Here is a 21,810-nt window from a genome sequence, read left to right as displayed (position 1 = left end):
AATGCTTATGCATCACTTGCGCGCGATGAACGGCTCAGAGTGACGTCGCCGACCGTGCAGCCTGCTCGTACAGCCCGGTCAGCACCCGCATCAGCCGGGCCAGTTCGCCGATTTCGGCATTCTCTTCGCTGCCCGCGGTGAAATTGCTGGTCAGGCATTGCTCGCGGATCTCGCGGTAGCGCGAGCACGCCTCGGCGCCGGCCTCGGTGGTCGAGTAGGTCGCCTCCTTGCCCACCCGCTCCCCGCTGACCAGCCCCAGCCCCTGCAGCTTCTTCAGCGCATAGGTGACCAGGTGCGTGTCTTCCACGTTGAGCACGAAGCAGATATCGGCCAGCCGCTTGGGCCGGCCACGGTGGTTGACGTGGTGCAGCACCAGCACGTCGAGGAAGGTCAGGTCGCGCACGCCGGCGGCGCCCATGCAGCGCACCACCCAGCGGCTGTAGGCGTTGTAGGCGGTGTTCAGGCCGAACTCGAATTCCGACAGCTCGGGACTGCGCACCGACACCAGGTGCGACGACGACACGATATTGGCGCCGGCGGCGCGCGACAGTGCGGTGGCGGGCCTGCCGGCAGGGGTATCGCCAATCGCGGCGGTCGCGGCGACCGCGGCGGCGGGCGCGCTTTCGGCTGGCTTGCGTGACATGGGGACGATTCCTTTCGATTGGGGGTGGCGTTAGCAGCGTTCGGGTACCAGATCTTCACGGGATCGCCCGGGCGGCCGCCGCCTTTGGCCTGACAGTTTATCGGTGAATTACCACGAATAAAACGACATTTCGGGCGCCCGCTACCCCCTCGGAGAGCCAGACAGGCGTCACCCCGGCTCAGACTCTTCCCAGACCAGCCAGAGACGCTATACTGTATATCCATACAGTATCATTCCGAGCCCCCCATGTCGCCCGAACCTGCGAACTGCCCCCTTTGCGGCGCTGCTGCCGAGCGCACGCGCGCCGCGCCGCGCGGCTACCTCTACCTCTGCCCCGGCTGCGGCGCCTATCACATCAGCCGCAGCGCCCTGGCGTGCCGCCAGGACATTCCGGCTTCCGCCCGGAGCGATGTGCGGCTGCTGCGCGCCTATGGCCACCAGCCGCAGATCGAGGTCTGCCGGGACGGCGTGCGCATCGTGCCCGGGCGGAGGTAGGCATGGGCAACAGCAAACGGGCGGCCAACTGCCACCTGCCGGCGGCAACGCCCGAGTATCCGGTGCCCGGGGCCAACGGCATCCTGGCGCAGGTGCAGGGCCACCATGTCGCCGCCGCGCTGCAGACGCTGCCGCGCGCCACGGCGGATGCGCCCAACCACCATGAGGTGCTGGTCGAGGCCGGCCATCTCGGCACGGTCCGGCTCTTTATCGTGAAGAAGCTCGCGCGCCATAACCGGCACAGCCACTACTACTGGTCGGCCTACCGCGCGGAACCCGCCTGAAACTGCCGCCGCCCCCCAAACGTCAGGACGTGATGCATTTCTGCCACGCTACCTCTTGAGTAGGGATATGCTATGGCGACCACGGCGCGGCAATATCCGACGGTCGGATGCGTTCACCCGTCCGGCTTCGACCGCCCGCTACATGTAGCGGGCGCTTTTTTTTTGCGCCCTGACCCGGGAGGCAATATGCAAGCGCGAATCATTCGCGTTACACCGGTCGACTCTGGCTGGGCGCTGGACTGCGCAAGCTTTCCGCAACCGCAACGGTACCCGACGCTCGAGGACGCGATCTCGGCGGGATGGGCGCAGGCCCGGCGGGAGAACGGCGAACTGCATATCCATCGCCACGATGGTGGCCTGCACCTGCGCGCGGCCGCAGGCTGTCCCGAGGAACCGCAGGGCTGAGGCCGCGGCCGGTTGCGCGACGGCGCCGCTGCCGGCGCGGCAACCTCGCATGGTGTCCGGCGCGGGCGATCCCTATCTGTCGCCCCGCAGGGGTTCTTGCTACCCTTGAGGCTCCCTGTACCGACCATGCCTCCGATGCTTCCCGACCTCGATACCCTCAACGCCCGCCTGCGCGACGGCGCCACCAGCCGCGCGCAGATCGTCGAGCAGGCCGCGGCCCGGGCCGCCACGCCGGCGGCCGAGGCCGTGTTCCTGCACAGCACCTTCGACGCCGCCGCGCAGGTGGCGCGCGCCGCCGATGCCGCCAGCCGCGCCGGCAAGGCGCTGCATCCGCTGGCGGGCCTGCCGGTCTCGGTCAAGGACCTGTATGACGTGGCCGGCGAGGTCACCCGCGCCGCCTCGCTGGTGCGCGCGGACGCCGCCCCGGCCGCCGCCGACGCCCCCGTGGTGGCACGGCTGCGCGCGGCCGGGGCGGCGCTGGTCGGGCGCACCAACATGACCGAATTCGCGTTCTCGGGCGTGGGCATCAATCCCCATTACGGCACGCCCGCCAATCCGGCCGGCGGCGGCGATACCGATGGCGCCGCGCGCATCCCGGGCGGCTCGTCGTCTGGCGCGGCGGTTTCGGTGGCGCTGGGGCTGGCGGTGGCCGCGCTCGGCAGCGACACCGGCGGCTCGATCCGCATCCCGGCGGCGCTGTGCGGCATTACCGGCTTCAAGCCCACCGCGCGGCGCGTGCCGCTGGCCGGAGCCTTCCCGCTGTCGTACACGCTCGACACCGCCTGCGCGATGGCGCGCACGGTGGCCGACTGCATCGCGGTGGACAGCGTGATCGCCGACAGCGCGGTGCTGCCGCGCGTGACCGATCCCGCCGCCACGCGGCTGGCGATCCCGCGCCAGCTGCTGCTGGACGATCTCGACCCGGTGGTGGCGCGCGCCTTCGACCGCGCGCTGGGCCGGCTGTCGGCCGCCGGCGTGCGGCTGGAGCATGTCGACCTGCCGGAACTGGGCGAACTGGCCGCGCTTAACGCGCACGGCGGCTTCAGCGCGGCCGAGGCCTATGCCATCCACCGCCACCTGCTGGCGGCCCGCCGCGACCGCTACGACCCGCGCGTGGCGTCGCGCATCGACCGCGGCGCCGGCATCAGCGCCGCCGACTATATCGACCTGGGCCGCGCGCGGCTGGACTGGATCGCCCGCATGGAAGCCCGGCTGGCCAGCTTCGACGCGGTGGTGTGCCCGACCGTGCCGATGGTGGCGCCCGAGATCGGGCCGCTGCGCACCGATGACGCGCACTTCTTCCGCGTCAATGCCCTGCTGTTGCGCAATACCTCCGCCTTCAATTTCTTCGACGGCTGCTCGCTGTCGATGCCCTGCCACGCGCCGGACGAGCTGCCGGTGGGGCTGATGCTGTCACATGGGCCGATGCGCGACGCCGCGCTGCTCGGCACGGCGCTTGCATTGGAGCGCATCGTGCAGCCCATCGTGCAACCGTCACCGCGCGACGACTGAGCCCGCCGCCGCGCCGCTGATCTTGCGCCACGCGCCCGGCCCCGAGCCAGGCCCGCGCGTGGCACCAGGTAGTACGCAACCCGCTGTACAACCGCGCCCCCGCGCGCACACCAGGAGAGATCGAGATGCGAGTCAAGGCAATGATCGCGGCCACGCTGATGCTGGCCGCCGTGGCGGCACAGGCGGACACCAAGTGGGACCTGCCCACCGGCTACCCCGTCGCCAACCTGCACACCGAGAACCTGCAGCAGATGGCCGCCGACGTCGACAAGGCCACCGGCGGCAAGCTCAAGATCGTGCTGCATCCCAACGGGTCGCTGCTCAAGGCCAACGAGATCAAGCGCGGCGTGCAGACCGGCCAGGTGCAGATGGGCGAGATCCTGATGTCGCTGCTGGCCAACGAGAACCCGGTATTCGGCGTCGACGCGGTGCCGTTCCTGGCCACCAGCTATGCCGATGCCTACAGGCTGTGGCAGGCCTCGCGCCCGGTCACCGAGAAGGTGCTCGACAAGCAGGGGCTGAAGCTGCTGTACGCGGTGGCCTGGCCGCCGCAGGGCATCTACGCCAACAAGCCGATCAATTCGGCCGCCGACATGAAGGGCCTGAAGTGGCGCGCCTACAATCCCGCCACCTCGCGCATCGCCGAACTGGTCGGCGCGCAGCCGGTCACGATCCAGGCCGCCGACCTGGCGCAGGCGTTGGCGACGGGCACCGTCAACTCCTTCATGTCGTCGGGCGCGACCGGGGTCGACACCAAGGTGTGGGAGAGCGTGAAGTACTTCTATGCGGTCGATGCCTGGCTGCCCAAGAACATGCTGGTGGTCAGCAAGAAGGCCTTCGCCGCGCTCGACAAACCCACCCAGGACGCGCTGCTCAAGGCCGTCGCCGACGCCGAGAAGCGCGGCTGGCAGGTGTCGGAGCAGAAGACCAAGGAATACCTGGCCACGCTCGCCAAAAACGGCATGACGGTGCAGCAGCCGTCGCCGCAGCTCAAGGCCGACATGCAGAAGCTGGGCCAGACCATGGTCGACGACTGGGCCAAGAGCGCAGGCCCTGACGGCAAGGCCATCCTCGACGCCTACCGCAAGTAAGCCCGCGGGCCCACCAACTCCAGCGCCTGCAACGCCGCCGCGCCGGCCGCGTTGCAGGAAGCCCATCCTTTCCCTGCGCCGCCCACCATGCCCACTGCCCCCTCTTCCAAGCGCTGGCTCGACCGCGTGCTGGACCTGTTCGCCGCGCTCGGCGCGCTGTGCATCCTTGCCGTCTGCCTGATCATGATCCTGATGTCGCTGTCGCGCGAAACCACGGTGATCTTCAAGGGCGGCGACGACATCGTGGCCTGGCTGTGCGCCGCCTCCGCCTTCCTGGTGCTCGGCCAGACCTTCCAGCATGGCGGCATCGTGCGCGTGGAGATGCTGCTGTCCGCGCTTGGCCCGCGCCGGCGCTGGCTGCTGGAGCTGGTGTCGCTGACCATCTGCCTGGTGTTCGCCGCGTATGCGGCCTGGGCGCTGGGCACCTTTGCCTGGCAGAGCTGGGAGATCGGCGATGTCTCGCAGGGCCAGATCGTGATCCCGTTGTGGATCCCGCAGAGTTTCGCCGTGCTGGGCTGCGCGGGTTTCCTGCTGGCGGTCGCGGATGAATGGCTGCGCGTGGTGCGGCGGCAGAAGCCGCGCTACCAGCTGGCCCAGGAAGCCAAGCTGGCCGCCGGCGATTTCGGGGAGACGGTCTGATGAGCACGGTCGTGGTTGCACTGATCCTGCTGCTGGTGCTGATCGTCTTCCTCGCGCTGGGCGCGTGGATTCCCGTGGCCATCGCGGTCACGTCGTGGGTCGGGCTGGTGGTGTTCTCCGACCGCGAGGCGCTGGTCAGCCTGGCCAATGCGTGGTGGTCGTCGAGCGCGTCGTACACGCTGGCGTCGCTGCCGCTGTTCGTGTGGATGGGCGAGATCCTGTTCCGCACGCGGCTGTCGGAGCAGATGTTCAGCGGGCTGTCGCCATGGCTGAGCTGGCTGCCCGGGCGGCTGATGCACGTCAATATCCTGGGCTGCGGCATCTTCGGCTCGGTGTCGGGTTCGTCGGCGGCCACCTGCGCCACCATCGCCAAGTCGGCGCTGCCCGAACTGACGCGGCGCGGCTACGACGAGCGCATCACGCTGGGCTCGCTGTCTTGCGCCGGCACGCTCGGCATCCTGATCCCGCCGTCGATCACGATGGTGGTGTACGCGGTCTCGGCGGACGTGTCGATCATCCGCGTGTTCCTGGCCGGCTTTATCCCGGGGCTGCTGCTGATGCTGCTGTTCTCGGGCTACATCGTGGTCTGGGCGCTGGCCAACCCGGACAAGACCCCGGCGTCGGAGCATTACAGCTGGCGCTCGCGGCTGGCCTCGTTCCGCCAGCTGTTGCCGTGCATCGTGCTGATTGCCTTCATCACCTGGATCATGGTGACCGGTTACGCCACCGCCACCGAAGCCGCCGCCTATGGCGTGGTCGCGTCGCTGGCGCTGGCGTGGGTGGGCGGCTCGCTCACGCGCGCGGCGTTCTGGGACAGCCTGATGTCGGCCACGCGCCTGACCGCGATGATCATGTTCGTGCTGGGCGCGACCTCGTTCCTGTCGGTGACCATGAGCTTTACCGGCATCCCGCGCGCGCTGGCCGAGTGGGTGGCCGCGCTGCAGCTGTCGCCGTGGGCGCTGATCGCGGTGCTGACGGTGATCTACATCGTGCTGGGCACGGCGCTCGACGGCATCTCGATGATCGCGCTGACCACCGCCACGGTGCTGCCGATGGTGCAGGCGGCCGGCTTCGACCTGGTCTGGTTCGGCATCTTCATCGTGCTGCTGGTGGAGATTGCCGAAGTGACGCCGCCGGTGGGCTTCAACCTGTTCGTGCTGCAGAGCATGACCGGCAAGGACAGCAACTATATCGCGCGGGTCTCGCTGCCGTTCTTCATGATGATGGTGGTGGCGATCGCGATCGTCACGATCTGGCCCGCCATCGTGACCTGGCTGCCCGACGCGGTCATGCAGCAGGAGGTCAAGTAGCCTTGGCCGGCATGGCAACGGACACGCGAGGAAGGTTCCCGCAGCGATGCATGTGATCGTCATCGGCGCCGGCGCGATCGGCGTCAGTTCCGCGTGGTACCTGCGCCAGGCCGGTTTCGACGTGACCGTGCTCGAGCGCCGCGGCGCGCCGGCGCAGGAAGCCAGCTTCGGCAATGCCGGCGTGATCGCGCCCGGCTACGTCACGCCCTGGGCCGCGCCCGGCATGCCGGCCAAGATCCTGCGCACGCTGTTCGCGCGCGAGGCGCCGGTGCTGTTCCGCCCCGCCGCCGATCCGGCGATGTGGCGCTGGATCGCGCGCTGGCTGCGCGAATGCCGGCTGGAACGCTATCGCGCCAACAAGCTGCGCATGCAGCGGCTGGCTTTCTACAGCCGCGCCTGCCTGCACCGGCTGCGCAGCGAGCTGGAGATCGACTACGAGCAGTCGCAGGGCTACCTGCAGCTGTTCCGCAGCGCGCGCGACCTGGACCTGGCCGGGCCCGCCATCGCTTTGCTGCGCGAGAACAACGTGCCGCACCGGCTGGTCAGCGCCGCCGAATGCCGCCGGATCGAACCGGGCCTGGCCGCCGGCACGCCGCTGGCGGGCGGGCTGCACCTGCCCGAGGATGAATCCGGCAACTGCCCGATGTTCGTGCGCGCGCTGCAGCGGCATGCGCAGGCCGCCGGCGTATCGTTCCGCTTCGACACGCAGGTGGCGCGCCTGCGGCCCGGCCAGGCCGGCAAGCTGGAGCTCGAGCTGTCGAAACCCGGCGGCCAGGGGGCGGCGGAAGTGCTCGGTGCCGAGCGCGTGCTGGTCGCCGCCGGCGCCGACAGCGCCGCGCTGCTGCGCCCGCTCGGCCTGCGCGTGCCGCTGTATCCGGTCAAGGGCTATTCAGTGACGGTGATGATCCGCGACGAACTGCAGGCTCCGCTGGGCGCGCTGATGGACGAGTCGTACAAGGTCGCGATGACGCGCATGGGCAACCGGCTGCGCGTGGCCGGCACGGCGGAACTGGGCTCGCGCCGGCTCGACCTGCGTCCCGCCGCGCTCAACACGCTGATCAAGGTCGCGCGCGACTGGTTCCCGGTGGCCGGCAACTACCAGGAGGCCACGCAATGGGCCGGCGCGCGGCCGATGCTGCCCGACGGCCCGCCGCTGATCGGCCCCACCGCGGTGCCAGGGCTGTTCCTGAACCTCGGCCATGGCTCGACGGGCTGGGCGATGAGCTGCGGATCAGGCAAGATTGCGGCTGACCAGATCGCCGCCAGCGCTGGCGCTGGCGCCGGCCGCGGCGGTCCGGAGATCGACATGGAAGGCCTGCTGCCCGACCGCTACGGGCTGGGGCCGGCCAATTGAGCCCGAATCGAGCCCGAATTGAGCCCGACATGACCCGCCCTGCCGCCACCGCCATCACGCCCACCGACCACGATCAAGACTGGCTCCCTCTCGATGCGGCCGCGCCGGCCCCGGTGCCGCTCTACGGCGTCGCCGCGATCCGCCGCCTCGAGCACGCTGCGCTGGCGCAGCTGCCGGCCTTCACGCTGATGTCGCGCGCCGGCACGGCGGCGGCGCGCTGGCTTGCCTGCCATGCGCCCGACGGGCCGCTGCTGTTCCTGGCGGGTCCCGGCAACAACGGCGGCGATGCGCTGGTCGCCGCCACGCAGCTGCATCGCGCCGGGCGTGCGGTGCAGGTCTGGCTCGCCGCCGATCCGCAGCGCCTGCCCGCCGATGCCGCCACCGCGTGGCAGCAGGCGCAGGCCGCCGGCGTGCCGTCGAGCGTGATGGCGGAGTCGGACACCAGCCGTGACGCGCACTGGCCCGCGGGCACCGCCGCGATCGTCGACGGCCTGCTGGGCATCGGCCTGAATCGTCCCGCCGAGGGCCGCATGGCGTGGTGGATCGCCCAACTCAACTGCGCTGCGCTGCCGGTGTTTGCGCTCGACATCCCCAGCGGACTGTCCGCCGACACCGGCGCGGGCACGCCCGCCGTGCGCGCCCAGCGCACGCTGACCTTCATTGCCGCCAAGCCCGGCCTGCTGACGCTGGACGGACGCGACTGCGCCGGCGCGGTCGAGATCGCGCCGATCGGCCTGGACTATCCCCCGCGCGAAACACCGCAGGGCCTGGTCAACGGCCCCGCGCTGTTCGGTGCCGCCCTGCCGCGCCGCCGCCACGCCAGCAACAAGGGCACGCATGGCGCGCTGGCCGTGATCGGCGGCAACCTCGGCATGACCGGCGCGCCGCTGCTCGGCGCACGCGCGGCGCAATGGCTCGGCGCGGGCAAGGTGCATATCGGCTTCCTGGCGCAGCCGGCACCGCTGCTCGATCCGCTGCATCCCGAACTGATGCTGCATGCGGTCGACGCACTGGCGCTCGCTTCAATGTCGGCGCTGGTGATCGGCCCGGGCATGGGCACCGATGCCAACGCCCGCCAGCAGTTCGCGCGGCTGCTGCAGTCCGCGACCCAGCCGCTGGTGCTGGATGCCGATGCGCTGAACCTGCTGGCGTCCGATCCCGCCCTGGCCGGCGCGCTCGCCACGCGCGGCGCGGCCACCGTGATGACGCCGCACCCGCTCGAAGCCGCGCGGCTGATGGGCGTGCCGGTGGCCGAGATCCAGCGCGACCGCCCCGCCGCCGCCGCGGCGCTGGCCGCGCAATGGCAGGCGGTGGTGGTGCTGAAGGGATCGGGCAGCGTAATCGCCGCGCCCGACGGCAGCCCGTGGACGCTGAACCCCACCGGCAACGCGGCGCTGGCCAGCGCCGGCACCGGCGACGTGCTGGCCGGCATGCTGGGCGCGCTGCTGGCGCAAGGCATGGCGCCGCTGGCCGCGGCGCAGGCGGCGGTGTGGATCCACGGCCGTGCCGCCGATGTGCTGGTCGAGCAAGGCACGGGCCCGGCAGGCGTCACCGCCAGCGAACTGTATGCACCGGCACGCGGAATATTCAACCAGTTGCTGAGCGCAGCGCGCACGTGAGTCGCGCGTTCGCCGCACCTGCCGTCAGACAACATCCGATACCTGCGCCGCGCCCCGGCTGTTATGTTGCAAGTGGTAACGATATGACGCCGCCGCGAGCCGCGATGCCGCGATCGCTGGCGATATACTTACCGCTCCGTCTTGCAAGCCGGCAATGCCCCGCGGCTCGCGCCCTGCAACCCGCCAGTCCTGCACGCTAGTCCTGCATGCCCACTGACCTTCACGCCTGGAACGCCCTGCTGCGGCACCATGACACCCTTCGCGACGCCCAGATGCGCGACTGGTTCGATCGCGAAGGCGCACAGCGCGTCGCGCAATGCTCGCTCGAGGCCGCCGGCCTCTATCTCGATTACTCGAAGAACCGCATCACCGCGCAGACCATGAGCCTGCTGATGCAGCTCGCGGCCGAGGCCGGCGTCACCCACCGTCGCGACGCGATGTTCGCGGGCGAGCATATCAACACCACCGAAGACCGCGCGGCCCTGCACGTGGCGCTGCGCGCCACCGCCGGCGCCGGCTACAAGGTCGACGGCGAAGCCGTGGTGCCGGCCATCCAGCAGGTGCTGGCGCGCATGCGCGACTTCTCCGCGCGCGTGCGCAGCGGCGCCTGGAAGGGCGCGACCGGCGAGCGCATCACCGATGTCATCAACATCGGCATCGGCGGCTCCGACCTGGGGCCGCGCATGGTGTGCCGGGCGCTGGCGCATCTCGCCGATGCCGATGGCAATACCGCGCCGCGCATGCATTTCGTCTCCAACGTCGACGGCACCGACCTCGCCGAGACCCTGGTGCGGCTCGATCCGCAGCGCACGCTGGTGATCGTCTGCTCCAAGACCTTCACCACGCTCGAGACCATGGCCAACGCGCACAGCGCGCGCGCATGGTTTGTCGCCGGCGGCGTGGCCGAGCAGGACCTGGCCAAGCACTTCGTCGCGGTCTCGACCAATACCGAGGCGGTGCGCGAGTTCGGCATCGACCCGGCCAATATGTTCGAATTCTGGGACTGGATCGGCGGACGCTTTTCGCTGTGGTCGTCGGTGGGCCTGTCGATCACGCTGGCGGTGGGCTTCGATGCCTTTGCCGACCTGCTCGCCGGCGGACGCGCGATGGACGAGCATTTCCGCAGCGCGCCGCTGGAGCGCAACATGCCGGTGATCCTCGGCATGCTGGGCATCTGGTACCGCAACTTCTGGAACCTGCCCACCAGCTGCATGGCGCCCTACTCGACCTCGCTGGAGCTGTTCCCCGCCTTCCTGCAGCAGCTGGAGATGGAGAGCAACGGCAAGTCGGTGCAGCTCGACGGCCAGCCCGTCCGTGCGCATACCTCGCCGGTGGTGTGGGGCACGGCCGGCACCAACGGCCAGCATGCCTACTTCCAGCAGATCCACCAGGGCTCGCAGGTGGTGCCGGTCGATTTCGTCGCGCCGCTGGTGCCGCCGCGCCGGCTGCCGGGCCATCACGCCAAGCTGCTGGCCAATTGCTTTGCGCAGGCCGAGGCGCTGATGCGCGGACGCAGCGCCGACGAACTGCGCGCCGCCGGGCTGAAGGACGAGGTGCGCATCGCGCATATGGTGTTCGACGGCAACCGCCCCAGCAATACGTTGCTGATGGAGGACCTGACGCCCAATGTGCTGGGCGCGCTGATTGCGCTGTACGAGCACCGCACCTTCGTGCAGGGCGTGGTGTGGCGCATCAACTCGTTCGACCAGTGGGGCGTGGAACTGGGCAAGATCCTGGCGCGGCCGATCGAGGCCGAACTGGCCGGCACCGCCACCGGCCAGCACGATGCCTCCACCGCCGCGCTGATCGCGCGCGCCCGCGCGGTGCTGCAGGCGGGCGCGGCCAGCTAGCCCCTAGCCGCCAGACCTAGACCTCGGCGCCGATCCATTCGTCGCTGGCCACGCGGCCGGCGTCGATGGTCAGCACGCGCCCGCAGCGCGACGCCACCGAGCGGTCATGCGTGACCAGCACCAGCGTCGAGCCGGCATCGCGGTTCAGTTCGAACATCAGCGCGATCACTGCTTCGCCGGTGGCGGTATCGAGGCTGCCGGTCGGTTCGTCGGCGAACAGGATGTCAGGGCGCGCGACGAAGGCGCGCGCCAGCGCCACGCGCTGCTGCTCGCCGCCCGACAGCGTGCGCGGGTAATGGCCCAGGCGCGCGCCCAGCCCCACGCGCTGCAGCATGTCGACCGCGCGCTCGCGCACCTGCGCGGTTTCGCCGCGCAGTTCCAGCGGCAGCATCACGTTTTCCAGCGCGGTCAGGTGGCCCACCAGCTGGAACGACTGGAACACGAAGCCGACATGCCGGCCGCGCACCGCGGCGCGCTGGTCCTCGTCCAGCGCATACAGGTCCTGGCCCTGCAGCCGCACCGTGCCGGTGCTGGGCAGGTCCAGCCCGGCCAGCAGCCCCAGCAGCGTAGACTTGCCGGATCCGGACGCGCCCACGATGGCGAGCGTTTCGCCCGGCGTGACGGAAAACGTCACGTCGTGCAAAATCGTCAGCGAACCGGTCGTGTCGGCTACGGTCTTTCCAAGGGATTCGACTGCAAGAATGGAAGAAGACATGGATATAGGGATCCGAGGAAGAAAGCGCAGGCTGCTGCTGGCAGCCGGCATGACGCTGGCGATTTCGGCTGCCGGACCGGCGCAGGCCCAGGCCCAGGCAAAGGCCACGACCCCGGCCAAGGCCCCGGCGCTGCTGGTGCTGGGCGACAGCCTGTCGGCCGAATACGGCATCGCGCGCGGCGCGGGCTGGGTCACGCTGCTGCAGGACCGGCTGCGGCAAGAGCGCTTCGATTATAGCGTCGTCAACGCGAGCATCAGCGGCGAGACCACCATTGGCGGCAAGACCCGCCTGCCGGAGTTGCTGTCGCGGCACCGCCCCGCCATCGTGGTGATCGAGCTGGGCGCCAACGATGCGCTGCGCGGCTTGCCGCTGCAGTCCACCGAGGCCAACCTGCGCAACCTCGTCACCACGGCGCAGCAGGCCGGCGCCAGCGTATTGCTGATCGGCATGCGCATCCCGCCAAACTATGGCCAGGACTACACCGAAAAGTTCGTCTCGCTCTATCCCAGGCTGGCGAATGAATACAAGGTGCGGCTGGTGCCGTTCTTCCTTGACCAGGTGATCGCGCGGCAGGATTGGTTCCAGCCGGACCGCATTCATCCGACCGCGGCGGCGCAGCCGGCACTGCTCGAGACGGTGTGGCCGCAGCTCAAGCCATTGCTGAGGAGAAGCGAGGGCAAGTGAGGGGGTTGTGATTGGGTTGTCGTGCTTGGCGGGCGCGGCTGTTTCGCCGGCGTAGCCGGCGACCTCCTTTCTGTCCGAGCGACAGAAAGGAGGCAAAGAGCGCGTCGCCTAAGCGGCTGGCTAAGGCGGCGTTGGTGGTTCCAGCGGTGGTGACTTGCGGTCCGGCGGTTGGTGGTTCGACCCTGCTGACGCTACCTGGAGGTGCCTGGCGTTCGAGGGCGGATGGACGAACCCGACTTTAGGTCGGTGGCAGCCTTCTAAGTGCGTTGTCGGTGGGACGCCTTCGGCTGCGCTGCGCGCGCTCCCTATCTCAGGTCTACGGCTCGGGCACGGAGTGCGTCGCTGCGCTCGCACGGCGCTGTCGCGTGCGATCCCAACAGCATGTTTCCTCCCGCTTGTTTGCTCCCTCTCCCGCTTGCGGGAGAGGGGCGGGGGTGAGGGCCGGCGCATCCACGAAGTCGATCGCTGCATCACTGCTTCGCCCTCACATCACCCCCCGTTCGGTGATGATGACAAAAACCCCTGCCATGCAGCAGGGGTTTCCGTTTCAGCGTGGCCTCGCGCCGGCCTGGCGCCGATCAATCGGCGCCCTGCTCCTGCGTCGCACCCGCCGGCGTCAGCAGCTTGACCTTGGAGCGCGCCTTCAGGCTTTCATAGAAGGCCTGCAGGTCGGTCTGACCGGCCAGTTGCGCCAGCTGCTGGGCCTCGGCCTGGCGCTGGGCCGGGTTGGCCTGCGCCGGCTGGTTGACCTTGGTGATGCGATAGACCGCATAGCCCTGCGCGACCAGGTCGACACCGACCAGCGCCGGCAGCTTGGCGGCATCGGCGCGCATCACGGCTTCCACGGCCTGCGGCGTCATGCCTTCGGCCTTGGTGCGCGACACCGTCTGCACCGGGCCAAAGCCCTCGGCACTGTCGGCCTGCTTCAGCGCGGCCAGGCGCGCCTCGCCGTCCTTGCGCGCCAGCGCCGCCGCCTGCTGCGCGACATAGCCTTCGCGCACCTGGGCTTCGACTTCCTCGAACTTGCGCACGGTTGCCGGGCGGTACGCGACGATGCGCGCGGCCACCAGCGTGTTGGGCGCGACCTGCACGGCTTCGGTGTTGCGCTTGTTCTTGATCGCGTCGTCGCTGAACAGCGCCTTGAGCAGCTTCTCGTTGTTCAGCGGGCTTTGCGCGCCCAGTGCCGGATTCGGCTGGCGCGTGACGTTGTCGGCGGTCTGGATGGTCAACTTGAACTTGTCGGCGGCGGGCTTGAGGCTGTCGGCCTGCTCGTAGACGGTATTGCCGAAGGCATCGGCCTGCTCGGCAAACTTCTTGTCGGCGAACTGCTTGCGCAGCTCGGCTTCCAGCTCGGTGCGCACGGCCTCGAGCGGCCTGGTCTCGGCGGGCTTGGTGCCGGTCAGCTTGATGATGTGGTAGCCGAAGTCGGTCTCGACTACGTCGCTGATCTGGCCTTCCTTGAGCGCGTACATGGCGTCCTCGAACGGCTTGACCAGCGCGCCGCGGCCCATGAAGCCAAGGTCGCCGCCCTTCTCGGCCGAACCCGGATCCTGCGAGTTCTTGCGCGCGACGTCGGCGAAGCTGTCCGGATGCTTGCGCACTTCTTCCAGCAGCTTGGTCGCCTTGTCTTTGGCGGCCTGGCGCTGCGCCGCCGGCGCATCCTTGGGCGCGCTGATCAGGATGTGGCTGGCGCGGCGCTGCTCGTCCACGCGGAAGCGCGCGATATTGCTTTCGTAGTACGACTTCAGCTCTTCCGGCGTCACCGCCTGCGACGCGGCCAGGGCCTCGCCCGACAGCACCAGGTATTCCACCTTGGCCTGCTCCGGCACCGAGAAGTCCTGCTGGTGGCTGTCATAGTAGGCCTTCAGCGCGGCGGCGTCGGGCTGCACCTTGGCGGTGTAGCCGGCGGGCTTGAACAGCAGCGCCTGCACCTCGCGCTGCTGGTCGCGCACCGCCATCAGGCGCTCGATCAGCGACTTTGGCACGAACGCGGTCGCGGCAATCGACCCACCCAGCTGCTGCGTGGCCAGTTCGAAGCGCATGCGCGCATCGAACTGCTCGGGCGTCATGCCCTGCGACTGCAGCAACTGCAGGTAAGCCTTGTCGTCGATCTTGCCGTCCTTGCCGCGCGGCAGCTGCGCAATCGCCGGCAGGCTGTTGATCTCTTCGACCAGCCTGGCGTCCGACACCGTCAGGTGCTCGCTGGCCACCGCATTGGCCATCACGCGCTGCTGGATCAGCTGCTCGAGCACGGCCTTGCGTGCCTCCGGGCCCTCGAACTGGCGCGGGTCATAGTTGGCGCCCAGGATCTGGCGCGCGCGCTCGCTCTGGTCGCGCACCACGTTGTCGACCTCCTGCACGCTGATGGCCCGGCCGTCGACCTTGGCGGCATCGTGCGAGCTGTCCATGAAGCGCGAATAGCTTTCCACGCCGAAGAACACGAACGACGGGAAAACAAGCACCAGCAGCAGCAAGAGCATCAGGCGCCGGTTGTTGCGTACGAAATCAAGCATGCGGATTCGGGTAGTGGATTGGCACGAAAGACAAACTCCGCGATTCTATCAGGAGCCGGTGGGCAAGCGCCCTTTGTGCAGGGTGGCGAACATGACGGCGCAACGCCATGGCGCAAATGAAAACGCCCGCTGGCGCGGGCGTTTCCTTGATACTGGCGGAGTGGACGGGACTCGCCTACGTACCGCAGGCCGCGGCTGCGCCTGCAGGCGCAGCCCTTCGATTCCCGCCGGAAGCCGCGCAGGCGGCTTCCTCCACTCCGCAAAATGAAAAACGCCCGCTGGCGCGGGCGTTTCCTTGATACTGGCGGAGTGGACGGGACTCGAACCCGCGACCCCCGGCGTGACAGGCCGGTATTCTAACCGACTGAACTACCACTCCTGTGTCGGTGCCTGCTGCAGCCTCTTTCGTACCTGCGCTGCAGCAGAGAGGCCGAACTATAGCGTATGTTGCCGGACCCGCGCAATACGGGGACACGTAAATCTGGCTCCTGGTGTCATCCCGCTGTCACTTGCGCCCCGCACAATCGCCCTCGTTCGGCCTTCCAGGCCAATTGCACGACCCCGCCGGATGTCTGGCGGCGCACCGCACCAACGGTTGTCCTTGACACCCGTTTTTTTGCGGCTTGAATGAAAACGTTTTCATTTTCTTCTGCACCGACTGCTGCTAGCTCCTGCACTGATTCCGACTACTGCCCAATGCGCCGCAACGCCACCGCCCTCGCCGCTCCGCCCGCGCCATCCAATGGCGCGACCCTGGTCAATGTCGCCAGGGCCGCGGGCGTGTCGCTGGCGACCGCCTCGCGTGTGTTCAGCAATCCGGAGCTGGTGCGCCAGGACACTGCCGAGCGCGTATTGCAGGCGGCGGGTGAGCTTGGCTTCCGCCCCAACCTGCTGGGTGCCAAGCTGCGGGCCCAGCGCTCGCGCATCGTGGGGGTCATGCTGCCGACGCTCGAGAATGCGGTGTTCGCCGAATGCTGGCACGGCATCGAGGAAGCGGCGCTGGCGCAAGGCTATTCGCTGATGCTGGTGACCAGCCGCTACGACCCGGCCCGTGAACGCGAGCGGATCGAATATCTGCTGCGTCACCGCGTCGACGGCCTGGTGCTGACGGTGGCCGATGCCGCCCGCAGCGCGGTGCTGGAACAGCTGGATGCCGAAGGCGTGCCTTATGTCCTGGCGTACAACCAGGCAGCGCGCCGGGGCAAACGCTATTCGGTATCGGTGGACAACCGCGTCAGCGCGCGCGCCGGCGTCGAGACGCTGATCGCTGCCGGGCATCGGCGCATCGCGGTGGTGTCGGGCGCCTTCGTCGCGTCCGACCGCGCCAGGCAGCGCCACATGGGTTACCAGGACGCGATGCGCGCGCATGGCCTGCAACCGTTGCCGCCGCTGTCCCTGCCAGCCCATACGCCCACGCACACGCCGGCGGAGGTCGAGCGCATCCGGCAATTCGTCACGGCGCCATCCGCGCCCACCGCGCTGTTTTGTACCAACGACATGCTGGCGATCGGTGTGATTGCCATCCTGAAGCGCCTGGGGGTGTCCGTGCCCGGCGATGTATCCGTGCTGGGCTATGACGGCATCGAACTCGGCCAGTTGCTGGAACCGCCGCTGTCCACCGTGGCACAGCCTAACAACGAGATCGGTGCCCGTGCGCTGGGCTGCCTGCTGGCGCGGCTGGAGCCAGCCAGCGCCGGGGCCGCGCCTGACCCCCGCTTGCCGCGCGCGACGCTGCTGCCGCACGCGCTGCGCGAAGGCGCTACCGTCGGGCCGCCGGCCTAGCGGCACTGCAACCTAAGCAGCGCCGACATCGCCGCGTCCTATGCCGTTTTCCCTACGTCGTTTTCCACCACCGTCGTATCTAGAAAAGGAGTGCATCATGCAATCGACTTCGTCCTGGCTGCGCCGCTTGCGCTGGCTGCTGCCCACGGTTGGCGCGGTCGTATTCAGCCACGCCGCGGCCGCGCAAACGGCAATCTGCTACAACTGCCCGCCGGAATGGGCGGACTGGGCAGCGCAGATCCGCGCGATCAAGGAGAAGACCGGCGTCACGGTGCCGCACGACAACAAGAACTCGGGCCAGTCGCTGGCCCAGATCGTCGCGGAAAAGGCCAATCCGGTGGCCGACGTGGTGTATTACGGCGTGACCTTCGGCATCCAGGCGCAGAAGGAAGGCGTGACGGCCCCGTACAAGCCCGCCAACTGGAATGACATTCCCGACGGCCTGAAGGATCCGCAGGGCCACTGGTTTGCCATCCATTCGGGCACGCTGGGCCTGATGGTCAATGTCGACGCGTTGCGCGGCAAGCCGGTGCCGCAGTCATGGGCCGACCTGCAGAAGCCCGAGTACAAGGGCATGGTCGGCTATCTCGACCCGGCCAGCGCCTTTGTCGGCTATGTCGGCGCGGTGGCGATCAACCAGGCCCTGGGCGGCTCGCTGGACAACTTCGGCCCGGCCCTCAAGTTCTTCAAGGACCTGCAGAAGAACCAGCCCATCGTGCCGAAGCAGACCGCGTACGCGCGCGTGCTGTCCGGTGAAATCCCGATCCTGCTGGACTACGACTTCAACGCCTATCGCGCGCGCTACAAGGATCGCGCCAACGTTGCCTTCGTGATTCCCAGGGAGGGCTCGCTGGTGGTGCCCTACGTCATGAGCATGGTCAACAAGGCGCCGCACCCTGCGGAAGCCCGCAAGGTGCTGGACTTCGTGCTGTCCGACGCCGGCCAGTCGCTTTGGGCCAATGCGTATCTGCGCCCGGTACGGGCCAAGGCAGTGTCCAAGGAAGTTGAGGCCCGCTTCCTGCCGGCCTCGGACTATGCGCGCGCGAAGACCATCGACTACGGCAAGATGGCCGAAGTGCAAAAGACCTTCAGCGACCAGTACCTGAAGGAAGTGCGCTGACGCCGCGCCGGGGCGCGCGTCGCCCCGGCCAGTCCCTCTCAAGATGGAGAAACCCATGCGCCGTCGCACCACTGCGCCAACCGCCCGCACGCTGATCGTCTTCGCACTGCCGGCGCTGATCGTTTTCCTGGCGTTCTTCTGCCTGCCGATGGCCAAGTTGCTGGCGGTCAGCGTGGCCGGGGAAAACGGCGCGGGAGTCTACTGGACCGTGCTGTCGAGCCCGCGCTACCTGCACAGCCTGCTGTCCACGGTGCTGCTGTCGGCCTCGGTGACGCTGGCCACGCTGGCGATCGCCGGCGTGGCGGGCACCTTCCTGCAGCGGCATCCGGTGCCGGGCAAGCCGGTGCTGGTCGCGATGCTGACCTTTCCGCTGGCCTTCCCCGGCGTGGTGATCGGTTTCATGGTCATCATGCTGGGCGGGCGCAACGGCCTGCTCGCATCGGTGGGCGACCTGCTCGCCGGCGAGCGCTGGACCTTTGCCTATGGCATGGCCGGGTTGTTCGTCGGCTACCTGTATTTCTCGATTCCACGCGTGATCCTGACCGTGATGGCGGCGGTCGAAAAACTCGACGCCTCGCTGGAGGAAGCGGCCCGCTCACTGGGCGCCGGCCGTTGGCGCGTGGTGCGCGACGTGATGCTGCCCGCGCTGATGCCCGCGCTGATCTCCAGCGGCGCGATCTGCTTCGCCACCAGCATGGGCGCGTTCGGCACCGCCTTTACCCTTGCCACGCAACTCGACGTGCTTCCGCTCACGATCTACAACGAGTTCACCAACTACGCCAACTTCGGCATGGCCGCCGCGCTGTCCATCCTGCTCGGTGTCGTGACCTGGGCGCTGCTGGCGGTGGCGCGTCATCTTTCCGGCAACGCGGTTGCCGCCACCGCGTAGGAGCAAGCATGAAGACCAACCGTCGCGGCTCCGCCTATTGGGCGCAACTCGCACTGACGCTCGCCGTTTGCGCGTTCATGACTGTCCCCGTGGCGCTGTCGGTGCTGGCCGGCCTCACCAACAATATCTTCGTCGGGCTGCAGAGCGGCCTGACCACGCGCTGGGTCGAGGAAGTGTGGGGCCTGTACCGCAACACCATCTTCCTGTCGCTATGGATCGCGCTGGCGTGCCTGCTCTGCACGCTGGTGCTCGGCGTTCCAGCCGCCTATTACATGGCGCTGCGCCGCAGCCGCGTGACCCGGCTGATCGAGGAATTGCTGATGTTGCCGGTGGCGATCCCCGGACTCGCGACCGCGCTCGGCCTGATCCTGTTGTATGGCGGCCTGCCATGGCTGCGCACCAGCTGGGTCTTCATCCTGATCGGGCATGTGCTGTTCACGCTGCCCTTCATGGTGCGCTCGGTGCTGGCCATCATGTCCGCCATCGATATTCGCACGCTCGAGGACGCCGCCGCCAGTCTCGGCGCGACCCGCATGCAGCGTTTTTTCACCGTGGTGCTGCCGAATTGCCGGCAAGGGATACTCGCCGGCGCGCTGATGGTGGTGACGCTTTCGGTCGGCGAATTCAACCTGACCTGGATGCTCCATACGCCCACCACGCAGACGCTTCCGGTCGGGCTCGCCGACAGCTACGCCTCGATGCGCCTGGAGATCGGCTCTGCCTACACCATCGTGTTTTTCCTGATGATCATTCCGCTGCTGGTGATCATGCAACTGGTGTCCGCGCTGGGTGCCCGGACCCAACGACATGTGGTGCAGGACACGGCCATGCCGTTCGCCGGCACGGTCACCACTTCGCTGAACTCGCCAGCCGGACCGGACAGCACGCCGCAATCCCAGCCACAGACGGAGGCCCCTCGCCATGCATGAGCCCACCACCATCGCCCTGCGCCAATGCGGCAAGACCTTCCCCGACGGCACGCGCGCGCTCGAACCACTGGACCTGGACATCGGTGCCGGCGAAACTGTCGTGCTGCTCGGTCCGTCCGGCTGCGGCAAGACCACCACGCTGCGGATGATCGCGGGGCTGGAATTTCCCGATCCGGGCGGCGAGGTCCTGTTCGGCGGCGCAGCGGTCACGCATCTGCCGATCGAACAGCGCGGTGTCGGCATGGTGTTCCAGAACTATGCCCTGTTCCCCAATATGACCGTGGCCGAGAATATTGGCTATGGCCTGCGCGTGCGCAAGGTCGACGCACAGACCCGCCGGCGCCGGGTCGACGACATGCTCGCCATGATGCAGCTGGGCGCCTTCGCCAACCGGCGCGTCGACCAGCTGTCCGGGGGCCAGCGCCAACGCGTGGCGCTGGCGCGCGCCATCGCCGTGCAGCCGCGTGTGCTGCTGCTGGACGAACCGCTGACCGCGCTCGATGCCAAGCTGCGCGATGCGCTGCGCGCCGACATCAACCAGCTGCTGCGCAGCCTGCGCATCACCACCGTGTATGTCACGCACGACCAGGCCGAGGCGATGGCGCTTGGCGACCGCATCATCGTGATGGACAAGGGCCGCATCGCGCAAAGCGGCACGCCGCAGGACATCTACCGGCATCCGGCCAATGCCTTCGTCGCCGACTTCATCGGCTCGATGAATCGCTTGCCGGCGGCTGCGGATCACCAGGTATGGCGCGTGCCTGGTGGCGCCTTGCCGCGTGAGCCGCGGCCCATCGAGATGGAGCAGGTGGAGCTGATGTTCCGGCCCGAGGACGTAGCGCTGGCCGACGCACCGAATGCGCCCGACGTCCATGTGGCCGGCAGTGTCGTCACGGCCCTGTTCCTTGGCCATGCGACCCGGCTGCTGGTCGATGTCGGCGCACCGGCCCCGATCGTGCTCGATACCGCGCGACGCGACCGCTGGGTAGCCGGCGACCGCGTTGGCCTGCGTATCGATACTGGCCATCTGCTGACGGTGCCCGCTGCGCCCTCGGTGTCAGTAGGGAGCGCGGCATGATGCAGAACGCCCCCTCGGCCACTCCCTACCTGGTCGCCCACATCACGGACCTGCATATCAAGGCGGGCGGCAAGCTCTCCTACCGGCGCGTGGATACCGCAGGCGCCCTGCGCCAGTGCATCGACACGCTGCTGGCGTTGCCGCAGCGCCCCGACATTGCGGTGGTGACCGGCGACCTGGTCGACTTCGGCAGCGAGGATGAATATCGCTTTCTGCGCGGGATCCTTGACTCCTTGCTGATACCGGTGCGGCTGATGCCGGGCAATCACGACAGCCGCGGCGCACTGCGCCGCGTATTTTCCGATCACGCCGATCACGCCTATCTGTTCGCCGCGGGCGATGGCGACGCCCCGGTCCATTACCGCATCGACGCGGGGCCTTTGACGCTGATCGCCTTCGACTGCACCGTCCCCGGCCATAGCGGCGGGCGCGTCGACCCGGATGCGCTGCCATGGCTGGAATCCGCGCTGGCCGCTGCCCCGCAGCGCCCCACGCTGCTGATGCTGCATCACCCGCCTTTCCACACCGGCATCGGCCATATGGACCAGCAGGGCCTGGAGAACGCCGCGCTGCTCGAGGCCGTGGTGCGACGCCATCCACAGGTGGAGCGGGTGCTGTGCGGCCATCTGCATCGGCATATCACCCGGCGCTTCGGCGGCACCATCGCCATGACCGCGCCCGGCCCGGCGCACCAGGTCGCGCTGGACCTCGATCCGCAGGCGGCTTCGCGCTTCCGGATGGAGCCGCCGGGCATGCTGCTGCACTGGTGGCATCCCGTGCACGGACTGGTCACCCATGCCGTTGCCATCGGGGACCATGGGCCTGCTTATCCGTTCTTCGATGCGCAGGGGAAGCTGATCGACTGAGGCAGCCTGCACCGAGAGTCGGCGGTGTCAT

At 68.6% G+C, this 21,810-nt stretch carries 20 protein-coding genes and 1 tRNA gene; 17 read left to right on the top strand and 4 right to left on the bottom strand.

Features of this window, described 5'->3' with window-relative positions; all coding sequences use genetic code 11:
* Nucleotides 1–34: 34 nt before the first annotated feature.
* Nucleotides 35–643: a winged helix DNA-binding protein gene (locus A2G96_RS10710; protein ID WP_062799121.1), complete on the bottom strand. Its 609-nt coding sequence runs from the start codon at nucleotides 641–643 to the stop codon at nucleotides 35–37.
* A 246-nt stretch (nucleotides 644–889) separates the two neighbouring features.
* Between A2G96_RS10710 and A2G96_RS10705 the strand changes: the two genes are divergently transcribed.
* The 10 genes from A2G96_RS10705 (at nucleotide 890) to pgi (ending at nucleotide 11,202) form a co-directional block, all read left to right on the top strand.
* Nucleotides 890–1,138, top strand: a complete 249-nt coding sequence (locus tag A2G96_RS10705) for a hypothetical protein (protein WP_062799119.1) — start codon at nucleotides 890–892, stop codon at nucleotides 1,136–1,138.
* Nucleotides 1,139–1,140: 2 nt separating this feature from the next.
* Nucleotides 1,141–1,422, top strand: a complete 282-nt coding sequence (locus A2G96_RS10700; protein WP_062799117.1) for a hypothetical protein — start codon at nucleotides 1,141–1,143, stop codon at nucleotides 1,420–1,422.
* 186 nt (nucleotides 1,423–1,608) lie between these two features.
* On the top strand, nucleotides 1,609–1,827 hold the full coding sequence (locus tag A2G96_RS32385) for a DUF2188 domain-containing protein (protein WP_082818909.1): 219 nt from the start codon (nucleotides 1,609–1,611) through the stop codon (nucleotides 1,825–1,827).
* A gap of 126 nt (nucleotides 1,828–1,953) precedes the next feature.
* Nucleotides 1,954–3,339 (top strand): amidase, encoded by a 1,386-nt coding sequence (locus A2G96_RS10695; RefSeq protein WP_062799115.1) that lies wholly within the window; start codon nucleotides 1,954–1,956, stop codon nucleotides 3,337–3,339.
* A gap of 125 nt (nucleotides 3,340–3,464) precedes the next feature.
* The gene (locus tag A2G96_RS10690; protein ID WP_062799113.1) at nucleotides 3,465–4,430 is read left to right on the top strand and encodes a TRAP transporter substrate-binding protein; all 966 of its coding nucleotides are present in this window, start codon (nucleotides 3,465–3,467) and stop codon (nucleotides 4,428–4,430) included.
* Between the two features lie 87 nt (nucleotides 4,431–4,517).
* Complete coding sequence (locus A2G96_RS10685) at nucleotides 4,518–5,069, top strand: TRAP transporter small permease subunit (protein ID WP_062799110.1); 552 nt, start codon at nucleotides 4,518–4,520, stop codon at nucleotides 5,067–5,069.
* Nucleotides 5,069–6,379: a TRAP transporter large permease gene (locus tag A2G96_RS10680; protein WP_062799108.1), complete on the top strand. Its 1,311-nt coding sequence runs from the start codon at nucleotides 5,069–5,071 to the stop codon at nucleotides 6,377–6,379. Before A2G96_RS10685 ends, A2G96_RS10680 begins: the two co-directional genes overlap by 1 nt.
* Nucleotides 6,380–6,425: 46 nt before the next feature.
* Nucleotides 6,426–7,733 (top strand): D-amino acid dehydrogenase, encoded by a 1,308-nt coding sequence (locus tag A2G96_RS10675; protein ID WP_062799106.1) that lies wholly within the window; start codon nucleotides 6,426–6,428, stop codon nucleotides 7,731–7,733.
* A gap of 29 nt (nucleotides 7,734–7,762) precedes the next feature.
* The gene (locus A2G96_RS10670; protein WP_062799104.1) at nucleotides 7,763–9,352 is read left to right on the top strand and encodes a bifunctional ADP-dependent NAD(P)H-hydrate dehydratase/NAD(P)H-hydrate epimerase; all 1,590 of its coding nucleotides are present in this window, start codon (nucleotides 7,763–7,765) and stop codon (nucleotides 9,350–9,352) included.
* A gap of 206 nt (nucleotides 9,353–9,558) precedes the next feature.
* Nucleotides 9,559–11,202, top strand: coding sequence for a glucose-6-phosphate isomerase (gene pgi, locus A2G96_RS10665; protein ID WP_062799102.1), 1,644 nt, complete (start codon nucleotides 9,559–9,561; stop codon nucleotides 11,200–11,202).
* Nucleotides 11,203–11,218: 16 nt separating this feature from the next.
* Here the strand turns inward: pgi and A2G96_RS10660 are convergent, their stop codons facing one another.
* Nucleotides 11,219–11,917, bottom strand: coding sequence for an ABC transporter ATP-binding protein (locus A2G96_RS10660; RefSeq protein ID WP_062799100.1), 699 nt, complete (start codon nucleotides 11,915–11,917; stop codon nucleotides 11,219–11,221).
* On the opposite strand from A2G96_RS10660, the gene A2G96_RS10655 reads away from it, so the two are divergent.
* Nucleotides 11,916–12,602: an arylesterase gene (locus A2G96_RS10655; protein WP_062799098.1), complete on the top strand. Its 687-nt coding sequence runs from the start codon at nucleotides 11,916–11,918 to the stop codon at nucleotides 12,600–12,602. The two genes, A2G96_RS10660 and A2G96_RS10655, sit on opposite strands and share 2 nt — an antisense overlap.
* 578 nt (nucleotides 12,603–13,180) lie before the next feature.
* On the opposite strand, the gene A2G96_RS10650 is transcribed toward A2G96_RS10655, so the two are convergent.
* Nucleotides 13,181–15,115 carry a SurA N-terminal domain-containing protein gene (locus A2G96_RS10650; protein WP_062799096.1) on the bottom strand — a complete coding sequence of 645 codons (1,935 nt, stop codon included), beginning with the start codon at nucleotides 15,113–15,115 and terminating at the stop codon, nucleotides 13,181–13,183.
* A 302-nt stretch (nucleotides 15,116–15,417) separates the two neighbouring features.
* Nucleotides 15,418–15,494 (bottom strand) — tRNA-Asp (locus A2G96_RS10645).
* Nucleotides 15,495–15,811: 317 nt separating this feature from the next.
* Between A2G96_RS10645 and A2G96_RS10640 the strand changes: the two genes are divergently transcribed.
* The 6 genes from A2G96_RS10640 to A2G96_RS10615 all read left to right on the top strand — a co-directional run bounded on the left by A2G96_RS10640 (nucleotide 15,812) and on the right by A2G96_RS10615 (nucleotide 21,779).
* Nucleotides 15,812–16,897 carry a LacI family DNA-binding transcriptional regulator gene (locus tag A2G96_RS10640; RefSeq protein WP_062799093.1) on the top strand — a complete coding sequence of 362 codons (1,086 nt, stop codon included), beginning with the start codon at nucleotides 15,812–15,814 and terminating at the stop codon, nucleotides 16,895–16,897.
* Nucleotides 16,898–16,994: 97 nt separating this feature from the next.
* Nucleotides 16,995–18,017: an ABC transporter substrate-binding protein gene (locus A2G96_RS10635; RefSeq protein WP_062799091.1), complete on the top strand. Its 1,023-nt coding sequence runs from the start codon at nucleotides 16,995–16,997 to the stop codon at nucleotides 18,015–18,017.
* 55 nt (nucleotides 18,018–18,072) lie between these two features.
* The gene (locus tag A2G96_RS10630; protein WP_062799089.1) at nucleotides 18,073–18,906 is read left to right on the top strand and encodes an ABC transporter permease; all 834 of its coding nucleotides are present in this window, start codon (nucleotides 18,073–18,075) and stop codon (nucleotides 18,904–18,906) included.
* Between the two features lie 8 nt (nucleotides 18,907–18,914).
* Entirely contained in the window at nucleotides 18,915–19,835 is a 921-nt protein-coding gene (locus tag A2G96_RS10625) for an ABC transporter permease (protein ID WP_062799087.1), read from the top strand.
* Nucleotides 19,828–20,913 carry an ABC transporter ATP-binding protein gene (locus tag A2G96_RS10620; RefSeq protein ID WP_062799085.1) on the top strand — a complete coding sequence of 362 codons (1,086 nt, stop codon included), beginning with the start codon at nucleotides 19,828–19,830 and terminating at the stop codon, nucleotides 20,911–20,913. Before A2G96_RS10625 ends, A2G96_RS10620 begins: the two co-directional genes overlap by 8 nt.
* Entirely contained in the window at nucleotides 20,910–21,779 is an 870-nt protein-coding gene (locus A2G96_RS10615) for a phosphodiesterase (protein WP_062799083.1), read from the top strand. Before A2G96_RS10620 ends, A2G96_RS10615 begins: the two co-directional genes overlap by 4 nt.
* Nucleotides 21,780–21,810 lie beyond the last annotated feature (31 nt).

Source organism: Cupriavidus nantongensis (genome assembly GCF_001598055.1).
Taxonomy (GTDB): Bacteria; Pseudomonadota; Gammaproteobacteria; order Burkholderiales; family Burkholderiaceae; genus Cupriavidus; species Cupriavidus nantongensis.
This window is presented reverse-complemented; position numbering and strand designations above follow the sequence as displayed.

What these genes read in the sequence shown, in the direction of transcription:
- A2G96_RS10620 (WP_062799085.1), top strand. Translation starts at nt 19,828, where the DNA reads ATGCATGAGCCCACCACCATCGCCCTGCGCCAATGCGGCAAGACCTTC.
- A2G96_RS10700 (WP_062799117.1), top strand. Translation starts at nt 1,141, where the DNA reads ATGGGCAACAGCAAACGGGCGGCCAACTGCCACCTGCCGGCGGCAACG.
- A2G96_RS32385 (WP_082818909.1), top strand. Translation starts at nt 1,609, where the DNA reads ATGCAAGCGCGAATCATTCGCGTTACACCGGTCGACTCTGGCTGGGCG.
- A2G96_RS10705 (WP_062799119.1), top strand. Translation starts at nt 890, where the DNA reads ATGTCGCCCGAACCTGCGAACTGCCCCCTTTGCGGCGCTGCTGCCGAG.
- A2G96_RS10655 (WP_062799098.1), top strand. Translation starts at nt 11,916, where the DNA reads ATGGATATAGGGATCCGAGGAAGAAAGCGCAGGCTGCTGCTGGCAGCC.
- A2G96_RS10635 (WP_062799091.1), top strand. Translation starts at nt 16,995, where the DNA reads ATGCAATCGACTTCGTCCTGGCTGCGCCGCTTGCGCTGGCTGCTGCCC.
- A2G96_RS10685 (WP_062799110.1), top strand. Translation starts at nt 4,518, where the DNA reads ATGCCCACTGCCCCCTCTTCCAAGCGCTGGCTCGACCGCGTGCTGGAC.
- A2G96_RS10650 (WP_062799096.1), bottom strand. Translation starts at nt 15,115, where the DNA reads ATGCTTGATTTCGTACGCAACAACCGGCGCCTGATGCTCTTGCTGCTG.
- pgi (WP_062799102.1), top strand. Translation starts at nt 9,559, where the DNA reads ATGCCCACTGACCTTCACGCCTGGAACGCCCTGCTGCGGCACCATGAC.
- A2G96_RS10680 (WP_062799108.1), top strand. Translation starts at nt 5,069, where the DNA reads ATGAGCACGGTCGTGGTTGCACTGATCCTGCTGCTGGTGCTGATCGTC.
- A2G96_RS10660 (WP_062799100.1), bottom strand. Translation starts at nt 11,917, where the DNA reads ATGTCTTCTTCCATTCTTGCAGTCGAATCCCTTGGAAAGACCGTAGCC.
- A2G96_RS10625 (WP_062799087.1), top strand. Translation starts at nt 18,915, where the DNA reads ATGAAGACCAACCGTCGCGGCTCCGCCTATTGGGCGCAACTCGCACTG.
- A2G96_RS10675 (WP_062799106.1), top strand. Translation starts at nt 6,426, where the DNA reads ATGCATGTGATCGTCATCGGCGCCGGCGCGATCGGCGTCAGTTCCGCG.
- A2G96_RS10710 (WP_062799121.1), bottom strand. Translation starts at nt 643, where the DNA reads ATGTCACGCAAGCCAGCCGAAAGCGCGCCCGCCGCCGCGGTCGCCGCG.
- A2G96_RS10670 (WP_062799104.1), top strand. Translation starts at nt 7,763, where the DNA reads ATGACCCGCCCTGCCGCCACCGCCATCACGCCCACCGACCACGATCAA.
- A2G96_RS10690 (WP_062799113.1), top strand. Translation starts at nt 3,465, where the DNA reads ATGCGAGTCAAGGCAATGATCGCGGCCACGCTGATGCTGGCCGCCGTG.
- A2G96_RS10615 (WP_062799083.1), top strand. Translation starts at nt 20,910, where the DNA reads ATGATGCAGAACGCCCCCTCGGCCACTCCCTACCTGGTCGCCCACATC.
- A2G96_RS10640 (WP_062799093.1), top strand. Translation starts at nt 15,812, where the DNA reads ATGCGCCGCAACGCCACCGCCCTCGCCGCTCCGCCCGCGCCATCCAAT.
- A2G96_RS10695 (WP_062799115.1), top strand. Translation starts at nt 1,954, where the DNA reads ATGCCTCCGATGCTTCCCGACCTCGATACCCTCAACGCCCGCCTGCGC.
- A2G96_RS10630 (WP_062799089.1), top strand. Translation starts at nt 18,073, where the DNA reads ATGCGCCGTCGCACCACTGCGCCAACCGCCCGCACGCTGATCGTCTTC.